Annotated in this window: 16 protein-coding genes and 1 tRNA gene; 10 read left to right on the top strand and 7 right to left on the bottom strand. The window is 72.2% G+C overall.

Annotated features, from left to right (window positions below):
- Positions 1–65 precede the first annotated feature (65 nt).
- Both IH48_RS0122275 and IH48_RS0122270 read right to left on the bottom strand, forming a co-directional pair.
- Positions 66–794, bottom strand: coding sequence for a GntR family transcriptional regulator (locus tag IH48_RS0122275; RefSeq protein ID WP_030907420.1), 729 nt, complete (start codon positions 792–794; stop codon positions 66–68).
- A 56-nt stretch (positions 795–850) separates the two neighbouring features.
- Positions 851–1552, bottom strand: a complete 702-nt coding sequence (locus IH48_RS0122270) for a L,D-transpeptidase family protein (RefSeq protein ID WP_030907417.1) — start codon at positions 1550–1552, stop codon at positions 851–853.
- A gap of 191 nt (positions 1553–1743) precedes the next feature.
- Here IH48_RS0122270 and IH48_RS0122265 point away from each other — a divergent pair, with 191 nt between their 5' ends.
- A complete protein-coding gene (locus tag IH48_RS0122265; protein WP_030907415.1) occupies positions 1744–2727 on the top strand; it encodes an SDR family NAD(P)-dependent oxidoreductase in 984 nt (327 codons plus the stop codon).
- 3 nt (positions 2728–2730) lie between these two features.
- Here IH48_RS0122265 and IH48_RS0122260 read toward each other — a convergent pair whose 3' ends face one another.
- Positions 2731–3291 carry a TetR/AcrR family transcriptional regulator C-terminal domain-containing protein gene (locus IH48_RS0122260; protein ID WP_030907412.1) on the bottom strand — a complete coding sequence of 187 codons (561 nt, stop codon included), beginning with the start codon at positions 3289–3291 and terminating at the stop codon, positions 2731–2733.
- 73 nt (positions 3292–3364) lie between these two features.
- Here IH48_RS0122260 and IH48_RS0122255 point away from each other — a divergent pair, with 73 nt between their 5' ends.
- The 4 genes from IH48_RS0122255 to IH48_RS0122240 all read left to right on the top strand — a co-directional run bounded on the left by IH48_RS0122255 (position 3365) and on the right by IH48_RS0122240 (position 7688).
- A complete protein-coding gene (locus IH48_RS0122255; RefSeq protein ID WP_234434342.1) occupies positions 3365–4639 on the top strand; it encodes an FAD-dependent monooxygenase in 1275 nt (424 codons plus the stop codon).
- A gap of 74 nt (positions 4640–4713) precedes the next feature.
- A complete protein-coding gene (locus tag IH48_RS0122250; protein WP_030907406.1) occupies positions 4714–5910 on the top strand; it encodes an argininosuccinate synthase in 1197 nt (398 codons plus the stop codon).
- Between the two features lie 164 nt (positions 5911–6074).
- The gene (gene argH / locus IH48_RS0122245) at positions 6075–7502 is read left to right on the top strand and encodes an argininosuccinate lyase (RefSeq protein WP_030907404.1); all 1428 of its coding nucleotides are present in this window, start codon (positions 6075–6077) and stop codon (positions 7500–7502) included.
- Between the two features lie 113 nt (positions 7503–7615).
- Positions 7616–7688, top strand: a tRNA-Trp gene (locus tag IH48_RS0122240).
- A 123-nt stretch (positions 7689–7811) separates the two neighbouring features.
- Here the strand turns inward: IH48_RS0122240 and IH48_RS0122235 are convergent.
- A complete protein-coding gene (locus tag IH48_RS0122235; protein ID WP_030907401.1) occupies positions 7812–10034 on the bottom strand; it encodes an NADP-dependent isocitrate dehydrogenase in 2223 nt (740 codons plus the stop codon).
- A gap of 172 nt (positions 10035–10206) precedes the next feature.
- Between IH48_RS0122235 and IH48_RS0122230 the strand changes: the two genes are divergently transcribed.
- The gene (locus tag IH48_RS0122230) at positions 10207–10752 is read left to right on the top strand and encodes a TetR/AcrR family transcriptional regulator (RefSeq protein WP_030907398.1); all 546 of its coding nucleotides are present in this window, start codon (positions 10207–10209) and stop codon (positions 10750–10752) included.
- Positions 10749–12341 carry an MFS transporter gene (locus IH48_RS0122225; protein ID WP_051840356.1) on the top strand — a complete coding sequence of 531 codons (1593 nt, stop codon included), beginning with the start codon at positions 10749–10751 and terminating at the stop codon, positions 12339–12341. The genes IH48_RS0122230 and IH48_RS0122225 overlap by 4 nt, the downstream gene beginning before the upstream one ends.
- Positions 12342–13087: 746 nt before the next feature.
- Here IH48_RS0122225 and IH48_RS0122220 read toward each other — a convergent pair.
- On the bottom strand, positions 13088–13786 hold the full coding sequence (locus IH48_RS0122220; protein WP_030907392.1) for a lysophospholipid acyltransferase family protein: 699 nt from the start codon (positions 13784–13786) through the stop codon (positions 13088–13090).
- A 263-nt stretch (positions 13787–14049) separates the two neighbouring features.
- Here IH48_RS0122220 and IH48_RS0122215 point away from each other — a divergent pair, with 263 nt between their 5' ends.
- On the top strand, positions 14050–14553 hold the full coding sequence (locus tag IH48_RS0122215) for a GNAT family N-acetyltransferase (RefSeq protein ID WP_030907389.1): 504 nt from the start codon (positions 14050–14052) through the stop codon (positions 14551–14553).
- A 100-nt stretch (positions 14554–14653) separates the two neighbouring features.
- Here IH48_RS0122215 and IH48_RS33550 read toward each other — a convergent pair whose 3' ends face one another.
- Together IH48_RS33550 and IH48_RS0122205 are read right to left on the bottom strand one after the other, a co-directional pair.
- The gene (locus IH48_RS33550) at positions 14654–15151 is read right to left on the bottom strand and encodes a hypothetical protein (RefSeq protein ID WP_030907386.1); all 498 of its coding nucleotides are present in this window, start codon (positions 15149–15151) and stop codon (positions 14654–14656) included.
- A 9-nt stretch (positions 15152–15160) separates the two neighbouring features.
- Positions 15161–15520, bottom strand: a complete 360-nt coding sequence (locus IH48_RS0122205; RefSeq protein ID WP_030907383.1) for a hypothetical protein — start codon at positions 15518–15520, stop codon at positions 15161–15163.
- A gap of 142 nt (positions 15521–15662) precedes the next feature.
- Between IH48_RS0122205 and IH48_RS0122200 the strand changes: the two genes are divergently transcribed.
- Together IH48_RS0122200 and cbiE are read left to right on the top strand one after the other, a co-directional pair.
- Complete coding sequence (locus tag IH48_RS0122200) at positions 15663–16304, top strand: GNAT family N-acetyltransferase (RefSeq protein ID WP_078849961.1); 642 nt, start codon at positions 15663–15665, stop codon at positions 16302–16304.
- A 206-nt stretch (positions 16305–16510) separates the two neighbouring features.
- On the top strand, positions 16511–17749 hold the full coding sequence (cbiE, locus tag IH48_RS0122195; RefSeq protein WP_030907377.1) for a precorrin-6y C5,15-methyltransferase (decarboxylating) subunit CbiE: 1239 nt from the start codon (positions 16511–16513) through the stop codon (positions 17747–17749).
- Positions 17750–18024 lie beyond the last annotated feature (275 nt).

Below are 18024 nucleotides of genomic sequence, written 5' to 3'. Positions count from 1 at the left end.
CATGGCGAGGCCGTAGAAGGCGCCCAGGGCGCGGTCGAGCGTGGTGGCGTCGGTGGTGGCGTTGGTCACCGGTTGTCTCCTCGTCCCGAGTGGACGTGCAGCTGGAATCTGGCCGGGTCGAGAAGGCTCGTCACCTGCTCGACGACGGACCCGTCCGCGGCCCGGTACACCTGGGCCAGGTGCAGGAAGGGCTCGCCGGGGGAGCGGCGCAGCGTGCCGGCCTCGGCGTCGTCGAGGCCGCGCACGGACACCTGGCCGTCGCCCGACTCGGTGATCCGGCCCGCGGCGAGCAGGGTCTTGTTCAGCGACCCCTCGGTGAGCCCGGTCGACGGCAGGTCGGCCAGCGCGCCCACCGCGGGCACGCGGCTGTGTTCGAGCGAGACGCCGGAGCCGTCGGCGAGGCGCCGCACGCGGTCCAGCGCGACGAACGCGTCCGACTGCGTGCCGAGCTCCGCCGCGAGCGCCGGGTCGCCGACCGTCTCGAATCGCAGTACCTCGGTGACAAGACCCGCCGCGCCCGCCGCGCCGCCCGCGAGGGAGCGCGTCCAGCCGAGCCGGTTGTCCAGCGGCGTGCCGTCGAAGGTGACGAAGGAGCCGATGCCCGGGTGCGTGGCGATGAGCCCCTGGTCGCCGAGGACCTGGAGCGCCTGCCGCAGGGTGGTGCGGCTGACGCCGAACCGCTCGGTGAGCGCGTGCTCCCCGGGCAGCCGTTCGCCGGTGCTGTGCACGCCGGCGCGGATCTCGTCGGCGAGCACGCGGGCGATGCGATGATGCTTGTGAACCTGTCCAGGCATGTCTGAAACAGTACTGGACATGCCTGGACAGGTCTATAGGTGCCGGGTTCCGCATGTCAGTACTTCGTGATCGCGGTCGCGCCCCCGCTCGTGCCGATCGCGATGTGCGGGCGCCGTTGCGGATCCGCCCAGGTCAGGATCGACGCCATGGACGCCGCCGGCACCGACACGCACCCCGCCGTCGAGCCCTTGCCGTTGACGTGCAGGAAGATCCCGGCCCCCCTGCCGTGCACCGGGTGGTCGTAGTTGAAGCCGACCACCATGGCGCGCGCGTACTGGCCGGGGTAATCGGCCAGGTGCTCCGACTCGCTCGCCGCGCAGTCCGCCGGCAGCCCCTCCGTCCACCGGTTGTACGCGTGCGAGGCGTTGTCCTCGCACCACCAGGACCGCGCGGTGGCCCGCCGGTACGGGTACCGCGTGCCCGCGGGTGGCGCCGCGTTGCCGAAGGCGTACGGCAGGTCGTAGAGGCCGGTCGGGGTCGTGTACGTCCCCTGCTTGCGCGTCGTGCCTTCCGTCAGGCCGTGCGAGCCGAACCGCGCGGGCGCGGAGCCGGCCTTCACCCACTGGCCGCCGCGCTCGTCCCACCATGTCAGCCGGGCCGTCGTGGCGGCGGTGCCGGCGGCCTCGACGGTGATCAGCTGGCTGCCGCCGCCGGTGTCCGCCAGCGTGCCCGGCAGCGGCTCGCCGCCGGACGGGGCGGCCGCTGTGCCGGTCAGCAGCGCGGCGAGGGCGGATGCCGTGACGAGAGCTGTCTGCATGGCCGGAGCGTAGGAACGCCGTACGCCCCGCGGCTCGCCGTCGGGGCCGTACGGCCGAAGCCGTCCACTCGGCGGGGTCCCGTGCGCCCGTGCCGCATGCCGGAGCGCTGCTCCACTTGCGGAATCGGAACGCTGCTCCGTAAAGTAAATGGAGCAAGGTTCCGCTTCCTTTCCCCAAGGGGACAACTCCCATGACTCACCAGCAGAAGCCCATAGGATCCGGATTCACGCCGGCCTCGACGGCCGACGAGGTGCTCGCCGGCACGGACCTGACCGGCCGGAACGTCATCGTCACCGGCGGGCACGCGGGCATCGGCCGCGAAGTCGCCCGCGCACTGACCGCACGCGGCGCCAGGGTGACCGCCGGTTCACGCGACCCGGAGCGCGCCCGCGAGGCCGTGGCCGGGATCGAAGGTGTCGGGATCAGCCGGCTCGACCTCGCCGACCCCGTGTCGGTCGACGCCTTCGCCGAGCGGTGGAACGGATCGGGGCGTCCCCTGCACGCCCTGATCAACTGCGCCGGTGTCGCGGCACCGGAACACCGCGAGGTGGACGCGCGCGGCTACGAGATGCAGTTCGCGGTCAACCACCTCGGCCACTTCCAGCTCACCCTCGCCCTGTTGCCCGCTCTCCGGGCGGCGCACGGCGCCCGCGTGGTCAACGTGACATCAGGCGCCCACCGCTTCTCCACCATCCGCTGGGACGACCCGCACTTCGCCAACGGCGACTACGAGCCGCATCTGGCGTACGCCCAGTCGAAGGCCGCCAACGTCCTGTTCGCGGCAGAACTCGACCGCCGCTGGGCCGTGGACGGTATCCGCGGCTACGCGGCCCACCCGGGCGTCGTCGTGGGCACCGCGCTCAACGCGGCGGCCGGTACCGAGGGGCTGCGCGCCGCCGGGCTCATCGACGAGGACGGCAGGCCGGTCATCGACCCGGCCGTCGGGAAGAAGACCGTGCGGCAGGGCGCGGCGACCATCGTGTTCGGCGCCGCCAGCCCGCTGCTCGCGGACATCGGCGGCGTCTACCTCAAGGACAGCGACGTGGCGCCGCTGGACGACGAGCCGCGGCCGCTGACGGCGGACAGCATCCCCTCGGACGCCACCTCGCAGTCGCTCGACCCGGGCAACTCCCTGCGGCTGTGGGAGCTGAGCGAGCGGCTGCTCGCCGCCTGACCCCTAGGCGGCGCTCGGACCGCTCAGGCCGCCCAGGATGAGGGCGAGGCCCGCCTCGAACGCCGATTCGTGGTCGATCGCCGGCAGGTCGGGCGGCGGCTCCGTGCCGCCGCCCGACGCGGCGTCCGCCTGCTCCTCAAGGACGCTGCCGACCGTGAAGCGGCCGGCGGCGAGCATCGCCATCTGCGCGTCGCGCTCGGGTACGCCGGCGGCGACCAGGAAGTCCATCTTGTGGCGGATCCGGTCGAGGTCGCCCGCGGGGGTCGTGCCCGCGTGGAGGCGCGCGCCGTCGCGGCGCATCAGCAGGGTGCGCCTGAAACTGCGCGTGTTCTCCAGGAACCACCCGCGCCAGTCGTCGCCCGCCGCCGGCAGCGGGGCGGTCGCGTGAGGCGCCATCGCCGCCGCCGCCATCGCGGCGAGCAGGTCCTTCTTGGTGCGGAAGTACCAGTAGAGCGACGGCTGCTCGACGCCGAGCCGCTTCGCCAGCCGCCGCGTGCTGACGGCGTCCAGGCCGACCTCGTCGAGCAGGTCGAGCGCCTGGGCGATCACGGTCTCGCGATTCATCTTCGTCACGTTGACAATCTATCGCCGATAGATGACTCTGAAAAGGAATCTTTCACCGATAGATTTTGGGGTGATGAGCATGACAGGGAAGTCGGAGCCGCGTCGGCTGCGGGTCCTCGTCGCAGGCGGCGGGATCGCGGGGCAGGCCCTGGCCTTCTGGCTCGCGCGGGGCGGCCACCACGTGACCGTCGTCGAGCGCCACCCGGCGCTGCGGGCCACCGGGGCGCAGGTCGACCTGCGCGGACAGGGCATCGAGGCCGTCGAACGGATGGGACTGCTCGGCGCCGTGCGCGGGAAGCTCGTGGACGAGGCGGGTGTCGCCTTCGTGGACGCCCGCGGCAGGGCCAGGGCGACGATCATGGCCAACACCTCGGGGCGCGGCCGGCAGACGCTCACGTCGGAGTACGAGATCATGCGCGGCGACCTGGTACGGATCCTGCACGACGCGACGAAGGACGACGCCGAGTACGTCTTCGGCAAGAGCGTGGACGGCTTCGAGCAGGACGAGCGCGAGGTCGTCGCGCATTTCTCGGACGGGTCCTTTGGCGCGTTCGACCTCCTGGTCGGCGCCGACGGGCAAGGATCGCGCATCCGGCGGGCGATACTCCCCGAGGGGGCCGACCCGTACTGGCGGACGGGCATCCACATGGCCTACTGGTTCGTCCCGCGCATCGCCTCCGACAGCAACATCCGGGACACGTACATGGCCCCGGGCGGCCGCCAGATCATGCGCCGCAGCCACAGCCCGTCCGAAACCCAGGCGTACTTCGTACTGCGCGAGGAGTCACGGGAGGCCTCGGCCGTCCATCGCGCCCCCGTGGAGCGCCAGCAGGAGTTCTGGGCCGCCAGGTTCCGTGACGCCGGGTGGCAGGCGGGGCGCTTCATCGAGTCCATGGGGGAGAGCCCCTTCTTCTACTCGCAGGAAGTGGTCCAGGTGCGCACCGATACCTGGTCCAGGGGGCGTGTGGTGCTGGCCGGCGACGCCGCGCACTGCGCCTCCCCCTACAGCGGTATGGGCATCTCGGGCGGCCTGGTCGGGGCCCACGTCCTGGCCGGCGAGATCAACCGGCACCCGGACGACCTGCCGGCGGCGCTGGCCGGCTACGACACGGCGCTGCGCCCCTTCGCCGACGAGATCCAGGGCCAGGTCGATCCGCGCCTCCTGCGCCTGATGCTGCCCGAGACCCGGGCCGCGATCGGCACCGTCCTCGCCGCCTCGGCGCTGGCCTCGTTCCTGCGCGTCCCCGACCTCGTCGCGCGATGGTCGAAGGAGGACCGCGGGGGCGCCTGGCGGCTCCCCGAGGACCCAGCGCCGCTCGGCGCCGTCCCCGCGCGGCCGCGCCCGTGACCACCAGTTTTGACAAACCATGCGGAGGCTTGCATAGTTATACCCATCAGCGAATGCATCCTAAGGAGAGAGTCGTGACCGAGCGCGTCGTACTCGCCTACTCGGGCGGCCTGGACACGTCCGTCGCCATCGGTTGGATCGCCGAGGAGACGGGCGCCGAGGTGATCGCCGTCGCCGTCGACGTCGGCCAGGGCGGCGAGGACATGGATGTCATCCGCAAGCGTGCCCTCGCCTGCGGGGCCGTCGAGGCCGAGGTCGCCGACGCGAAGGACGAGTTCGCCGACGGGTACTGCCTGCCGGCCATCAAGGCCAACGCCCTCTACATGGACCGCTACCCGCTGGTGTCCGCCCTGTCCAGGCCGGCGATCGTCAAGCACCTCGTCGCCGCGGCCGAGAAGCACGGCGCAGGCACCGTCGCCCACGGCTGCACCGGCAAGGGCAACGACCAGGTCCGCTTCGAGGCCGGCATCGTCGCCCTCGCGCCCGGCCTCAAGTGCATCGCCCCCGTGCGCGACTACGCGATGACCCGTGACAAGGCGATCGCGTTCTGCGAGCAGAAGAACCTGCCGATCGCGACCACCAAGAAGTCCCCGTACTCCATCGACCAGAACGTCTTCGGGCGCGCCGTCGAGACGGGCTTCCTCGAGGACATCTGGAACGCGCCCATCGAGGACATCTACGACTACACGCAGAACCCGGCCACACAGCGCGAGGCCGACGAGGTCGTCATCTCCTTCAAGGCGGGCGTCCCCGTCGCCATCGACGGCAGGCCCGTCACCGTCCTCCAGGCCATCCAGCAGCTCAACGAGCGCGCCGGGGCCCAGGGCATCGGCCGCATCGACATGGTCGAGGACCGGCTCGTGGGCATCAAGTCGCGCGAGGTCTACGAGGCACCCGGCGCGATCGCGCTGATCACCGCGCACCAGGAGCTGGAGAGCGTGACCGTCGAGCGCGAACTGGCCCGCTACAAGCGGCAGGTCGAGCAGCGCTGGGGCGAGCTCGTCTACGACGGCCAGTGGTTCTCCCCGCTCAAGCGCGCGCTCGACGGCTTCATCAACGAGGCGAACGAGCACGTCACCGGCGACATCCGGATGACGCTGCACGCCGGCCGCGCCGTGGTCACGGGCCGCCGCTCCGACTCGTCGCTGTACGACTTCAACCTCGCCACGTACGACACCGGCGACACGTTCGACCAGTCGAAGGCGCAGGGTTTCATCGAGATCTTCGGCCTCTCCTCGAAGATCGCCGCCAAGCGCGACCTCCAGGGCTAACCTGCCCCAGGGCACCACTGCCCAAGGCGCGGCCGTACCGGCATCCCACCGCCTCCCCGTTCCCTCGTGGGCGGGGAGGCGGTGCCGGTTCCGGCCGCCCGCGCGCCGCCGCGTGCGCGGCACCACGACCACCATGACCGCCTTCCTCTCCCTCAGGAGCAGCAGTGAGCAGCAACAACGGTGACGTCAGGCTCTGGGGCGGCCGGTTCGCCGACGGACCGGCCGACGCCCTGGCGAAGCTCTCCGCGTCCGTGCACTTCGACTGGCGCCTCGCCCCGTACGACATCGCCGGATCCCGCGCCCACGCCCGCGTGCTGCACAAGGCGGGCCTGCTCACCGCTGACGAGCTGACGGAGATGCTCGCGGGCCTCGCCCAGCTGGAGGACGACGTCGCGGACGGCACGTTCACCGGTACCGTCGCCGACGAGGACGTGCACACCGCGCTCGAACGCGGCCTGCTGGAGCGGCTCGGCCCCGACCTCGGCGGCAAGCTGCGCGCCGGCCGGTCGCGCAACGACCAGGTCGCCACGCTCTTCCGGATGTACCTGCGCGACCACGCCCGCATCGTCGGCGGCCTGATCGCCGGCCTCCAGGACGCCCTCGTGGGCCTCGCCGAGGCCCACCCCACCGTCGCGATGCCGGGCCGCACCCACCTCCAGCACGCCCAGCCCGTGCTGTTCGCGCACCACGTGCTCGCGCACGTGCAGGCGCTGTCCAGGGACGCGGAGCGGCTGCGCCAGTGGGACAAGCGCACGGCGGTCTCCCCGTACGGCTCGGGCGCGCTCGCCGGTTCTTCCCTCGGCCTCGACCCGGAGGCCGTCGCGGTGGACCTCGGCTTCGAGCGCGGGTCGTCGGGCAACTCCATCGACGGCACCGCCTCGCGCGACTTCGTCGCCGAGTTCGCGTTCATCACCGCGATGATCGGCGTCAACCTCTCGCGCATCGCGGAGGAGGTCATCATCTGGAACACGAAGGAGTTCTCCTTCGTGACGCTGGACGACGCCTACTCGACCGGCTCGTCGATCATGCCGCAGAAGAAGAACCCGGACATCGCGGAGCTCGCGCGCGGCAAGTCGGGCCGCCTGGTCGGCAACCTGACGGGCCTGATGGCGACGCTCAAGGCGCTGCCGCTCGCGTACAACCGCGACCTCCAGGAGGACAAGGAGCCCGTCTTCGACTCCTGCGACCAGCTTGAGGTGCTGCTGCCCGCCTTCACCGGCATGATGGCCACCCTGAAGATCAACAGGACGCGCATGGAGGAGCTCGCGCCTGCCGGATTCTCGCTCGCGACGGACATCGCCGAGTGGCTGGTCAAGCAGGGGGTGCCGTTCCGGGTGGCCCACGAGGTCGCGGGGGAGTGCGTCAAGGAGTGCGAGGCGCTCGGCATCGACCTGGACGAGCTGACGGACGAGCAGTTCGCGAAGATCTCCCCGCATCTGACGCCTGACGTGCGCTCGGTGCTCAACGTGCAGGGCGCGCTCGCCTCGCGCAGCGGACGCGGTGGCACCGCGCCCTCCGCGGTCGCCGTGCAGCTGTCCGAGCTGAAGGCCGACCTGGTCATCCAGCACGCTTGGGCCGCCGTGAAAAGGTGAGGCCCCGTCAGGCGCGGGCCGGGCGCGGCCATACGTGGGAGGACCGTCCGACACACGGATCATCACATGACACGTCTGAGGCATCCCTGCCAGAGTCGGAGTGACGAGGACGAAGGGGTGTAGCTCAGAGGCCAGAGCACCGCTCTCCAAAAGCGGACGCCGCAGGTTCGACTCCTGCCGCCCCTGCCTTCGTCGTCGAGCCGCCGCGCGCAGCACTCTGGAAACGCTCTGGCCGGTGTCCCGCGCGCCGGCGGCAGCCCGGCACGGCCCTGGGCTGGGGGCGGCCGAGCCGCCCCCAGCCCCGTCCGTTCAGCCCTTCAGCGCGTCGATCGCCTGGTTGAACGTCTTCGACGGACGCATCACGGCGGCGGCCTTCGCCGGGTCGGGCTGGTAGTAGCCGCCCAGCTCGACCGGAGAGCCCTGCACCGCGGCCAGTTCGCCGACGATCGTCTGCTCCTGCTCCGTCAGCGTCTTGGCGAGGCCCGCGAACGCCTCGGCGAGACGCGCGTCCGCCGTCTGCTTCGCCAGCTCCTGTGCCCAGTACATGGCCAGGTAGAAGTGGCTGCCGCGGTTGTCGATGCCGCCGATGCGGCGGCTCGGCGACTTGTCCTCGTTCAGGAACGTGCCGGTGGCGCGGTCCAGGGTCTCCGCGAGCACCTTGGCGCGTGCGTTGCCCGTGGAGTTCGCCAGCTGCTCGAAGCTGACGGCGAGGGCCAGGAACTCGCCGAGGCTGTCCCAGCGGAGGTAGTCCTCCTTGACGAGTTGCTGCACGTGCTTGGGCGCGGAGCCGCCCGCGCCCGTCTCGAACAGGCCGCCGCCGCTGATCAGCGGCACCACCGACAGCATCTTGGCGCTCGTGCCGAGCTCCAGGATCGGGAAGAGGTCGGTCAGGTAGTCGCGCAGCACGTTGCCGGTGACCGAGATGGTGTTCTCGCCGCGCCGGATGCGCTCCAGCGAGAACCTGGTGGCGTCGACCGGCGACATGACCTCGATGGTCAGGCCCTCGGTGTCGTGCTCCGGCAGGTACGCCTCGACCTTCGCGATCAGGTTGCGGTCGTGGGCACGGGACTCGTCGAGCCAGAACACGGCGGGGTCGCCGGTGGCGCGGGCGCGCGTGACGGCGAGCTTGACCCAGTCACGGACGGGCACGTCCTTCGTCTGGCACATGCGGAAGATGTCGCCGGCGCTGACGACCTGCTCGAGCACCGCCTCGCCCGACGCGTCGACCGCGCGGACCGTCCCCGTGGTGGGGATCTCGAACGTCTTGTCGTGGCTGCCGTACTCCTCGGCCGCCTGGGCCATCAGGCCGACGTTGGGCACCGAGCCCATGGTGGCCGGGTCGAAGGCGCCGTGCGCGCGGCAGTCCTCGATGGTGGCCTGGTAGATGCCCGCGTAGCTGCTGTCGGGGATGACGGCGAGGGTGTCGTGCTCGCCGCCGTCCTTGCCCCACATGTGGCCGGACGTGCGGATCATCGCGGGCATGGACGCGTCCACGATGACGTCGCTCGGCACGTGCAGGTTGGTGATGCCGCGGTCGGAGTCGACCATGGCGAGCTCGGGGCCCTCGGCGAGCTCCGCGTCGAACGACGCCTTGATCGCGGCGCCCTCGGGCAGCGACTCGACGCCCTTGAGGATGCCGCCGAGGCCGTCGTTGGGCGTGAGCCCCGCCTTGGCGAGCACGTCGCCGTACTGGGCGAAGGTCTTCGGGAAGAACGCGCGCACGACGTGGCCGAAGATGATCGGGTCGGAGACCTTCATCATCGTCGCCTTCAGGTGCACGGAGAACAGCACGCCCGCGGCCTTCGCCTCGGCGATCCGCGCGGTCAGGAACTCGCGCAGGGCGGCCACGCGCAGGACGGACGCGTCCACGACCTCGCCCGCCAGGACCGGCACGGACTCGCGCAGGACCGTCGTCGTGCCGTCGTCGCCCACCAACTCGATGCGCAGCGCGCCGTCCTCGGCGATCACCGCGGACTTCTCGGTGGAGCGGAAGTCGTCGGCGCCCATCGTCGCGACGTTCGTCTTCGAGTCGGCCGACCAGGCACCCATGCGGTGCGGGTGGGCCTTCGCGTAGTTCTTGACGGACGCGGGGGCCCTGCGGTCCGAGTTGCCCTCGCGCAGCACCGGGTTGACGGCGCTGCCCTTGACCTTGTCGTAGCGGGCGCGTACGTCGCGCTCCTCGTCGGTCTTCGGGTCGTCCGGGTAGTCGGGCAGCGCGTAGCCCTGGCCCTTGAGCTCGGCGATCGCGGCCTTGAGCTGGGGGATCGAGGCCGAGATGTTCGGCAGCTTGATGATGTTCGCGCTCGGCGTCTTGGCGAGCTCGCCAAGCTCGGCGAGGGCGTCGCCGATGCGCTGGTCCTCCTTGAGACGCTCGGGGAAGTGGGCGATGATCCGCCCGGCCAGGGAGATGTCCCGGCTCTCCACGGCGACACCGGCGGTGGAGGCGTACGCCTCGATCACCGGCAGGAACGAGTACGTCGCCAGGGCCGGGGCCTCGTCGGTGTGCGTATAGATGATGGTCGAGTCAGTCACCGGTGCTCCGCTCCACGTCTGCTCACGTCAGCAAGGTCTTCTGCAAGGTCTTCCGCATATTGCTCGACATCAAGATATCCCGTGGGCGTGCCCGACCTGACACGGCCGGGGGCCATGGTGACGTCCCTCACTCGATGAGACATGAATGTCTCATTCGAGGTATGTTCGTCTCATGGCCGTTGACCGTGAACACCTGCTGCGCAGCGCCGCCGCCCTGCTCGCCCGCAGGCCGGCGGCCACCATGGACGAGGTGGCCAGGGCCGCGGGGATCGGCCGCGCCACCCTCCACCGGCACTTCGCCGGCCGTGACGCTCTGGTACGGGCGCTTGAATCGCTCGGCATCCAGGAGATCGAGGCGGCGCTCGACGCGGCGGACATCGACGCGGGACCGGCGGAGGACGCGCTGCGCAGGTTCGTCGCCGCGGTCGAGCCCGCCGCGGGCCTGCTCGCCTTCCTCGTCACCGAGAACCAGCTCTTCGAAGGCGACGTGCACGAGGGCTGGAACCGCACGGACGCCAGGATCTGCGCGCTGTTCCGGCGGGGGCAGGAGAGCGGCGAGTTCCGCATCGACCTGCCGGCAGCATGGCTCGCCGAGGCCCTTTCCGGGCTGATCAGCGCCTGCGCCTGGTCCATCCAGGACGGCAGGGTCGCTGCGCGTGACTTCACCCGTATGACCGTCGAACTGCTGCTCGGCGGGGTGCGGCGGAGCGCGCAGTGACCGCCGTACCCGGTACGCCGGCGACGGCGCCCCTCCGCGGCGGCCTGGGCCGCTGGCTCGCGCTCGCCGTGCTGGTGCTCGCGGTGCTGCTCGTGGCGGTCGACGCGACCGTCCTCGGCCTCGCCACGCCCTACCTCAGCGAGGACCTGCGCCCGTCGAGCACCCAGTTGCTGTGGATCGGCGACGTCTACTCGTTCGTCATCGCCGGGCTCCTCGTCTCCATGGGCAGCCTCGGCGACCGCATCGGCAGGAAGAAGCTGCTGCTGACCGGTTCGATCGCGTTCGGCGGGATCTCCGTGCTCAACGCGTACGCGACGAGCCCCGCGATGATGATCGCCGCTCGCGCCCTGCTCGGCGTCGCGGGCGCGACCCTGATGCCCGCGACGCTCGCGCTGATCCGCAACATCTTCCACGACCCGAAGGAACGCAGCCTCGCCGTCGGCGTCTGGGGCGCGACGGCCTCCGCCGGCGCTGCCGTCGGCCCCGTCGTCGGCGGCTTCCTGCTGGAGCACTTCTGGTGGGGCTCCGTCTTCCTGATCAACCTGCCAGTGATGGCGGTGCTCGTGGCGGTCGGCGTCAAACTCCTGCCCGAGTCGAAAAACCCCAGGCCAGGTCCGTGGGACCTGCCGAGTGTGCTGCTCTCGCTCGCCGGCGTCATCGGCGTCGTCTACGCGGTCAAGGAGGCGGCCGCGCACGGCGTGCGGGCAGACGTCGCGGCCTCGGCGGCCGCGGGTCTTGCCGCACTCGTCTGGTTCGTACGGCGCCAGCTCACGCTGCCCGAGCCGCTGCTCGACATGCGCCTGTTCCACCACCGCGGCTTCCGCGGCGCTGTCCTTGCCGACCTGCTGACCATCCTCGGACTGTCGGGACTCATCTTCTTCCTGTCGCAGTTCCTGCAGCTGGTCCAGGGGCGCGATCCGCTGCAGGCCGGACTGGCCGAGATCCCGGCGGCGGTCGGCTCCGTCGTGACGGGCCTGATGGCGGGGCGCGCGGCGCGGCGCTTCTCGGTGCGGGCGATCGTCTCGGGCGGGCTCGCCGCCGTCGGGCTCGCGCTCGCGGCGGTCACCCTCTTCAGCGTGCACACGCCGTACCCGGCGCTTGGCGCGGTGCTGCTGGTGGTCGGCGTGGGCGCCGGCTTCAGCTTCACCGTCACCGCCGACGTGATCCTCGGCAGCGTCCCGAAGGAGGAGGCGGGCGCGGCGTCGGCCGTCTCCGAGACGGCCTACGAGCTGGGCACGGCGCTCGGCATCGCGCTGCTCGGCACGATCGTCACCGGCGTGTACCGCGGCTTCGCGTCCCCGCCGGGCACCCCGGCCGGTGCGTCGGCTGCCGCACACGATTCCCTGGGCGGCGCGGTCGAGGCGGCGGCGGGCCTGGGCCACGGGGGAGCGGCGCTGCTCACCGCGGCGCAGAGCTCGTTCGTCGACGGTCTGCGCGCGGCGTCGGGCGCGGGCGCGCTGATCCTGCTGGCGACGGCCGGCGCCGCATGGGTGCTGCTGCGGGGCCAGCGTCTCGGGGACGCGCCCCCGGACGGCGAGGACCGCGCCCGCGAGGGCGCGGCACACGCCGCCGCCATGCCCCACGACTGAGGCGCCCGTCCGCGAGCGCACCCGCCGTACCCCGGCTCCGGCCTGCGGCCCGCCGCAGGAATGCGGGGCACGGCGTGGGGCCGCGGTCCCTCGCCGGGACGGGCCAGGGCGCGACGGGGGCGTCGGCGGGTCGGTCTGCCGCTCGCTGGGGCCACCGGTGCGGGGACCGGTCGCTGCCGCGCGGGCCGCGGCGCCGGAGCGGGAGAGGCGGCCTTCCGCAGGGGCGGGGGCCTTCGCGGGCGGCCGGGCGCCAGGCCGGAACTCGACGAGGAGCGGTCGGCCGCAGGCACGGCGCGCGGGCGCGACGGGGGCGTCGCCGGGGCGGTCGGTGGGCTTCGCGGGTGGCCGGGGCTTCGCGGGTGGCCGGGCGCCAGGCCGGAACTCGACGAGGAGCGGTCGGCCGCAGGCACGGCGCGCGGGCGCGACGGGGGCATCGGCGGGTCGGTCGGTCGGCCGCCGGGCACGTCGGCGCGCGGAACCGGCCGCTGCCGAGCGGGCCACGGGCGCGCGACTCGGCTTCGCCGGGCATGCCGGGCTCACCAGCGGGAGGGGAGGCCTTCCGCAGGCGCAGGCCATGACACCCGGCACGGCGTGAGCCCGTATGAGGAGCAGCCCGCTGCGGCGAGCGCCACGGGAGCAGCGCCGGGATGGCCGGGTGCCGGGTCCGTCGGCGCGCGGAACCGGCCGCTGCCGGGGCGGCAACGCGAAAGGGGTCGCGACGGCCTGAGGGCGGGCGCGACCGGCCGTCAGGCCGCCTTCGCCTTGGTGGCGTACATGTCGACATACTCCTGGCCGCCGAGCCGCATGACCTCCGCCATCACGGAGTCCGTCACCGCACGCAGCACGTAGCGGTCGCGCTCCATCCCGTCGTAGCGGGAGAACTCCATCGCCGGGCCGAACCGCACCGTGACCTTGCCCGCCCGCGGCAGCCCACGCCCGCTCGGCTGGAGCTTGTCCGTGCCGATCATCGCGAACGGCACCACCGGCGCGCCCGTCATCAGCGTCAGCCGCGCGATGCCCGTACGCCCGCGGTACAGCCGTCCGTCGGGGGAGCGGGTGCCCTCGGGGTAGATCCCGAAGATCTTGCCCTCCTCCAGGACCCGCCGCCCCGTCATCAGTGCGGCCACCCCGCCGCGCCCGCCGTCCCGGTCCACGGGGATCATTCCGACACCGGTGAAGAACCACGCCATCGCGCGACCCTTGATGCCGCGACCCGTCACGTACTCGTCCTTGCCGATGAAGAACACCTGCCGGTCGCAGACGAGCGGAAGGATCATCGAGTCGATGAACGTCAGATGGTTGCCCGCGAGGATCACGGGACCGGTGCCGGGGATGTGCTCCGCGCCCTCCACCGTCGTACGGAACGCAAGCCGCACGAGTGATCCGATCGTTGCCTTGAGGAACGCGAAACGGGACAACGGATCCTCCGTGTCGTCGGCCGGCATGGATGAGTGGCGAGGTCGGTGCAGGTGAGGACATTACTCGCGCCGCGTGCCCGAACGCACCCCGGGAGGGCTGCGCGAGGCCGCGACCACGCCCGCGGCGGCGGGCGCGTCGGATATGTCACACGGGCGTTTGGGTGCGGTAGGCCCCGAATGCGTCGAATGCCCGCACAGAATCCACGCACCGCGGAGGTTGCGGCTCCTGAACAAGTGGGAAAGGAGCGGTAGACAATCGGCGTAACCAAGTGAGCGGGAGGCATGCACACATGGGCATGAGCGTGACCATCTCAGCGGCAGGTGCGCAGGACGCGGAGAACATCCTGAAACTCCAGTACCTGTGCTATCAGAGCGAGGCCGAGCTCTACGGCGACTACACCATCGAGCCACTCACGCAGTCCCTCGACGACCTCAGGGCCGACCTCGCCGGCGGCCACTGCCTGGTCGCGCGCCTCGGCGACGAGGTCATCGCCTCGGTGCGCGGCAGGATCGACGAGTCGGGCACCGCCAGGATCGGCAAGCTCATGGTCCATCCCAGGATGCGGCGCCACGGGCTCGGCGGCAGGCTCCTCGACGCGATCGAGACACACTTCGCCCAGGACCCGGCGGCCCGCAGGTTCCAGCTGTTCACGGGCGGACGCAGCGACTCCAACCTGCGCCTCTACCGCAGCCGCGGCTACGCGCCCGTCGCCACCAGCGCCGAGGGCACGCGGCTCGAACTCGTCACGATGGAGAAGCCCGCCGCGTCCGGTACGTACGTGGCGAGCGCCTGAAGAGGTGCCCCTGGCGTTCCGCCCGCGGGCGTCAGGGGCGATTGGCGGTAACGCCGGTCACGCGCGCGGGGCACGACCGCAGGCGGCCGGGCCGGCCGGGTCAGGCGGCGGCGGCCGCCGCCGTGCGGGGCCTGCGCAGCCACAGCATGCCCGTCACCGGCAGGGCGACAGGGATGAAGATGTAGCCCATCCCGTAGTCCGACCACACCGTCGCGTCGGGGAACGCGGACGGGTCCACGAGCGTCCACGTGCCGACTGTCAGTACGCCGACGAGTTCGAGCGCGCAGCACACCAGTGCGATCTTCCGCGCCGTCTCCCCGCCGCGCACCAGCGTGTACGTGATGAACACGTAGACCACGGCCGCGACCGCCGACAGCGAGTAGGCGAGCGGCGCCCGGCCGAAGTCCGACGCGATCTGGTACACCGAGCGCGACGCCGCGCCCACCGTCATCACGCCGTACAGCCACACGAGCACCAGGCCTGGCCCCGAGACCAGCCTGGCCCTCTTGACAGGCCCGCCGTCGGCTTCCGTCTGCCGGGCCGTCTTCCCGCCCTGGCCCGTCGTCTGCGCCGTCACGTCCGTTCCGTCCTCTTCCATCGCCGTCCGTCACCCGCCCCAGATCGCGTGCAGCCGCACTTCGAGCACGGCGAGGACGACCCCGCCCGCCGCGACGACCACGGAGCCCCACCTGGTGCGCTCCGTCAGCGACATGAACCCGGCGATCGGCACCGAGAGGACCGCACCCACCAGGTACGCGAAGAAGATCACCGAACCGTCGTGCGGCTCCTGCCCGCCCGCGACCAGCACGATCCCCGCCACCAGCTGCACCACCGCGAGCACCGACACCACGGCCATGCCGATGAAATGCCAGTCCTTGGTCGGCTGATCCCGGTACGCGGCGTAACCGCACCAGGCGGCGAGGGCGAGCGCGGCCGCTGTAACCGCGATCGTCAGGGCGACAAGCATTCACCGAGAGTATTACGGCCCCGGCCCCCGCCCGCGCCCGGCCCCGGCCACCCCCTATGCGCGAGGCCCGCCGGATGCTGCATGCTTTGCCTTTACGGCGGACTGGACGCACTGCTGGACGGACCCAGGCATGGAGCTGCGGATGACTACCACCTTTCCGGACGTTTCCATCAGCACGGAGCGGCTGGTGCTGCGCCCGTTCGAGTCGGCCGACGTCCCGGCCTGCACCGAGATGATGAACGACGAGATGGTCACCGCCTGGACCGCCGCCCCGCACCCCTTCTCCTCCTCCGACGCCGCGAAGTGGGTCGGCAGGACCGCGCCCGCCGAACGCAGGGAGGGCCGCGGCATCGTCTTCGCCGTCACCGAGTTCCTGACGCAGCGCCTCGTCGGCACCGTACGGCTGCACGACACGGACTGGCACATCCTCGCGGCACACGCCGAGTACGTGACCGCGCCCTGGGCGCGCGGCGAGGGGTACGCCACGGAGTCGATGCTCGCGCTCGCCCAGTGGCTCTTCCGCGACCGGAAGTTCGAGCGCCTCGAACTGCGCACGGCCGCGGACAACACCGCGGCACAGCAGGTCGCGCAGAAGATCGGCTGCATCAGCGAGGGCGTCCTGCGCAACGCCTGGATAGCGCGCACGCAGACCGAGGACGGCGGCTGGACCGACATCAGGACCGACCTGATCGTGTGGAGCCTGCTGCCCGAGGACCTCGAAGGCGTCGGCGACCAACTCGCCGACGCGGGCGGCTACGCGAGCGGCTACGCCGACTGGCGCTGACAGGGACCGCACACGGGCGCCGCGCCCGGCCCCGGGCAGCCGCCGCGTCCACGCGGAACCCGCGGCCCCGACGCACCCCGCCGGTCTGCCGCGGCTCCGGCGGTACCGGTACTCTCACCGTGCCGTGCGCCCCGCCCCGCCGCGACGCATCCGCTGCACTTCGCCAACGACACTCCGCCCGCGACACCTCCGGGAGACATACGACGATGGCCGACCGCGTGACGGTGATCGGCTGGGACGGCTCACCCCTCACCCCTGCGGCCCGATCCGCCCTCCTCGCCGCCACCCTGGTGGCCGGAGCCGCCCACCACCTGGCACTTCCCGAAGTGCCCGACGACGCCGAGCACATCAGGCTCGGCAGCATCGACCTCGCGGCCAGGCGCATCGCCGGCCACCGGGGCAGCGCCGTGGTGCTCGCCGACGGCGACCCCGGCTTCTTCGGCGTCGTCCGCACGCTGCGCGCCCCCGAGCACGGCCTCGAAGTGGAGGTCGTGCCCGCGGTGTCCGCCGTGGCGGCCGCCTTCGCGCGCGCCGGGATGCCCTGGGACGACGCCCAGGTCGTCGTGGCCCAGCGGCGCACGCTGCGGCGCGCCGTCAACGTCTGCCGTGCCCACACCAAGGTCGCCGTCCTCACCTCGCCCGGCGCGGGTCCCGCCGAACTCGCGCTGCTGCTCGAAGGCGTCCACCGCACGTTCGTCATCTGTGAGGAACTCGGCACCGAGCGCGAACAGGTCACCGTCCTCACCTCCGACAAGGTCTCCGACCACGTGTGGCGCGACCCGAACGTCGTCATCGTCATCGGCGGCACGGGCACGCGCGGCGCCCAGGGGGCGCCGATACCCGCCGCCGCCGGCTGGCTGCTCGGCGCCGACCCGGCGCGGCGGTCCGCGGCACGCGGCTGGGCGCTGCCCACCGAGGAGTACGGCGTCACCCTGGACGAGGGCGAGTCGACCTGGCTGCGCGCGGCCCAGCTCGCCCGCATCGGCGCGCGGACGGGCGACCTGGTCTGGGACATCGGATCGGGCAGCGGCGCCGTCGCGGCGGAGGCCGCGCGGTTCGGGGCAGCCGTCATCGCCGTCGACGAGGAGGAGGGCGCGTGCGCGTCCACCGCGGCGGCCGCCCGGCGCGCCGGGGTGCAACTCCAGGTCGTCCAGGGGCGCGCGCCCCACGTACTCGAACGCCTGCCGGAGCCCGACGTCGTACGGATCGGCGGCGGGGGACTCGACGTCGTCACCGCCTGCGCCGACCGCAGGCCGGAGCGGATCGTCACGCACGCCGCCACCCGCGACGAGGCGGAGGCCGTCTCCGCCGCCCTCGACGAGGGCGGCTACACCGTCGAGTGCGCGCTCCTGCAGTCCGTCGGCCTCGACACGGGCGACTGGTCGGAGCGCGAGCGCGCGGTCGTCTTCCTGGTGGCAGGGCAGCGCCCCGACAGCGCCCCCTGACCCCGTCCGGTGGCGCGCGGGGTAGGCTGGCCGACCGTTGCACCGCAGCCGGCAGCCCGCCGTTTCGGCGTTCAATATCCGGACAAGGGAACCCTTTTGGATCCCCCTGCGGTACGCGCAAACCGGGGGAACGCGCAACGGCGCGCGGTCCGCGGCCGGCCGTCGGCGAAGGCGCCACACGGCCGGCGGCAGCGTCCGGGGACACGCCGGGGCCGCGGTCCTTCGTGCCGCGCGGCGCCCCCGCTCGTTGTTATGGACGAGCGGCCGGGGCCACG

The sequence above is a fragment of the Streptomyces sp. NRRL F-5126 genome (assembly GCF_000721265.1).
In the GTDB taxonomy this organism is placed as follows: Bacteria; Actinomycetota; Actinomycetes; order Streptomycetales; family Streptomycetaceae; genus Streptomyces.
This window is presented reverse-complemented; position numbering and strand designations above follow the sequence as displayed.

What these genes read in the sequence shown, in the direction of transcription:
- IH48_RS0122220 (WP_030907392.1), bottom strand. Translation starts at nt 13,786, where the DNA reads ATGCCGGCCGACGACACGGAGGATCCGTTGTCCCGTTTCGCGTTCCTC.
- IH48_RS0122215 (WP_030907389.1), top strand. Translation starts at nt 14,050, where the DNA reads ATGGGCATGAGCGTGACCATCTCAGCGGCAGGTGCGCAGGACGCGGAG.
- IH48_RS0122205 (WP_030907383.1), bottom strand. Translation starts at nt 15,520, where the DNA reads ATGCTTGTCGCCCTGACGATCGCGGTTACAGCGGCCGCGCTCGCCCTC.
- IH48_RS0122255 (WP_234434342.1), top strand. Translation starts at nt 3,365, where the DNA reads ATGAGCATGACAGGGAAGTCGGAGCCGCGTCGGCTGCGGGTCCTCGTC.
- IH48_RS0122270 (WP_030907417.1), bottom strand. Translation starts at nt 1,552, where the DNA reads ATGCAGACAGCTCTCGTCACGGCATCCGCCCTCGCCGCGCTGCTGACC.
- cbiE (WP_030907377.1), top strand. Translation starts at nt 16,511, where the DNA reads ATGGCCGACCGCGTGACGGTGATCGGCTGGGACGGCTCACCCCTCACC.
- IH48_RS0122230 (WP_030907398.1), top strand. Translation starts at nt 10,207, where the DNA reads ATGGCCGTTGACCGTGAACACCTGCTGCGCAGCGCCGCCGCCCTGCTC.
- IH48_RS0122200 (WP_078849961.1), top strand. Translation starts at nt 15,663, where the DNA reads ATGACTACCACCTTTCCGGACGTTTCCATCAGCACGGAGCGGCTGGTG.
- IH48_RS0122260 (WP_030907412.1), bottom strand. Translation starts at nt 3,291, where the DNA reads ATGAATCGCGAGACCGTGATCGCCCAGGCGCTCGACCTGCTCGACGAG.
- IH48_RS33550 (WP_030907386.1), bottom strand. Translation starts at nt 15,151, where the DNA reads ATGGAAGAGGACGGAACGGACGTGACGGCGCAGACGACGGGCCAGGGC.
- IH48_RS0122275 (WP_030907420.1), bottom strand. Translation starts at nt 794, where the DNA reads ATGCCTGGACAGGTTCACAAGCATCATCGCATCGCCCGCGTGCTCGCC.
- IH48_RS0122265 (WP_030907415.1), top strand. Translation starts at nt 1,744, where the DNA reads ATGACTCACCAGCAGAAGCCCATAGGATCCGGATTCACGCCGGCCTCG.